The organism is Okeania hirsuta, assembly GCF_003838195.1.
GTDB lineage: Bacteria > Cyanobacteriota > Cyanobacteriia > Cyanobacteriales > Microcoleaceae > Okeania > Okeania hirsuta.
The window spans coordinates 1-2,203 of sequence record NZ_RCBY01000511.1 but is presented as its reverse complement, the minus strand read 5'-3'; the positions used below and the strand labels follow the sequence as shown (position 1 = coordinate 2,203).

The window sequence follows — 2,203 nt, the reverse complement described above, 5'->3', positions numbered from 1 at the left end:
CAGTGATTAAATTCACTGGAGATAGAGCGGTATTATCCTGTTTGATTAGCGTAATTATTACGCTAACTGTTAGTTACTTTTTGTCCAAAGTCCAATGATAACTAAAAAGGGTTAGGGGTGGGTTGTCTCTTGTCTACTGATAACTGATAACTGATAACTGAAAAAGGGGGAGGGTTTAGTTACGCAAAGAAACCCGGTTTCTTCAAGAAACCGGGTTTCTGGGTTCGCCGATCGCTGATAACTGATAACTGAAAAGTGCCAGGTACCATAAAAGAAAAAAAAGAGAAAGGTAAACTCCCCTCTCTTCTTCTTTCTAGCTTTTATTCTTCCTAGCATTGCTACCTAGCATTAAACCGCCTAGTGCGGTCAAACCAAAAATTAGAGAGGGTTCGGGAGTTGACACCTCCTCTCCTGCACCATCTCCCGCTTCCGCCACCGACCACACAGCCCACATGAAATCGTTCTCATTCACATAATCTCCAAGTTCCCCCACCGACCACACAGCCCACATGAAATCGTTCTCATTCACATAATCTCCAAGTTCCCCCACACTTACAAGATCATCCAATTCTAATTTCCAATTACCCTCAAGAAAGAAGCTTCTTGTCCCTGCAGTCACACCGCCATCCGTCATCAGAAATGGTAGAAAGAAATAGTCTACAGCTACATCAAACACAAACAATCCCTGCTCCCAATCATATTCTGAATCAGATATATAAAGCGACTCAGCGCCTAGTGATTTCTGGATAGAATTAAAAAGCTCAGAAGCTTGATTATCTTCAAAGAAATCAAACTCTTCTAGGGTAACACCATACGCTTGCTCAAAAGTTCCATTTATAAAATCTACGTTAAAAGTATCTTCACCCACAGATAGTCCTTCTATTCGGGTAACATGAACACCATCCTCATCGTACTTTAACGTAAAAGCTCTTGCTTCGCTTGTTGGCGCCAACAGGTTGGCAAAGGAAGCTAGTAGAGCAGCGCCAGCGCCAGTAGCAATTGACTGACCAATTTTCTTCCAATTTTTCATAATGGTATGTTTCTTGTATTTGTTTAAATTTTTTTCATTCTATTCTTCCCCCCCTACTGTCAAGAGCATTTTGCCAACTTCATCAAATTTTCATAACAGTAACATCGTTTTCGTAAATCTTCTGAATCTTATTTATACAAGTAATTTTTCATTTTTCCGGATTAAGTAACTATTTTCAACACCCGCGAACATTCCTCCTTCCATAAATCTCTGGCATAAAACGCTCAACCGTTTATCTATCAATGCTTTTTGTAAGTTTGTCAGCCTTTAATTTTCATCGTACCTGGCCTAAGTTTGATTGGGGTAAATTTTTGAATCAATAAAATATTTTCATAGAACATTGATTGTGTATTTATAAAGGTATTGGGAACGATCGCGCTTTGCCAGACTTTATGTATAGTGCCTTTGCATAATTTATGTGTATTAGAAGTTGGGAGCGATCGCTACTCCCAGCAGCCAATACTATTGATAAATTTGCCGTAATTGCTCGATAATTTCCACAGTTTTGACAGAGGTGAGAATTGTTTATAAAACCTGAATATTTTCAATAGCATTAATCTCTGAAAATATCTCCTTTCCTGATTCACCAAATTTCAATTCTAATCCTAGTTATATTCCAGAAAGTATTCCTCTTTGTTCGCCTCGTTGTTCGCCAATTGCTACTCCCTCTTGTAAAATTTGTTGATACCAAGAAGATTGTTGTAAAACTGCCATATCCCACCTCATTATTTTTTGTACTATTTAGCTATCAGCTTTTAGCAGATCTGGGTTTCCCCTGCAACCCCGCGGCAGGATAGGGGTTGAAATCCCCTTCTCCCACGTTAAAAAATAATCTTGCTGACTGCTGATTACTGAGAGCTGACCGCTTCTTTAATACAAATGTAGCAAAAAATTCTAGTAAATTTTCTAATTCTGAAAGTTGTTCATCCTCCCGCAAAAGTTGCAACGCTTCTCTCACAATTGCTTCTTCTCCTCCACCTTTAAGAATAGGAACAAAAGGCATTAGGGAAATAAACAAAATTTACACTTTTTTTCAGAATATATTGTTTAAGAATCTGACTGATAAATTTGCCGTAATTGCTCGATAGTCTCCATAGTTTTGAGAGAGGCGAGAATTGTTTATCATTTTCTTTGTGGGTTTAATACCCCACCGTCTACACGGTGTTCAAAATT

The 2,203-nt window shown here is 38.4% G+C and carries 2 protein-coding genes; both read right to left on the bottom strand.

Annotated features, from left to right (window positions below):
* Positions 1–313: 313 nt before the first annotated feature.
* Positions 314–1,030 (bottom strand): hypothetical protein, encoded by a 717-nt coding sequence (locus D5R40_RS32340; protein ID WP_124155832.1) that lies wholly within the window; start codon positions 1,028–1,030, stop codon positions 314–316.
* 748 nt (positions 1,031–1,778) lie between these two features.
* Positions 1,779–2,048, bottom strand: coding sequence for a hypothetical protein (locus tag D5R40_RS38635; RefSeq protein ID WP_205127379.1), 270 nt, complete (start codon positions 2,046–2,048; stop codon positions 1,779–1,781).
* Positions 2,049–2,203 lie beyond the last annotated feature (155 nt).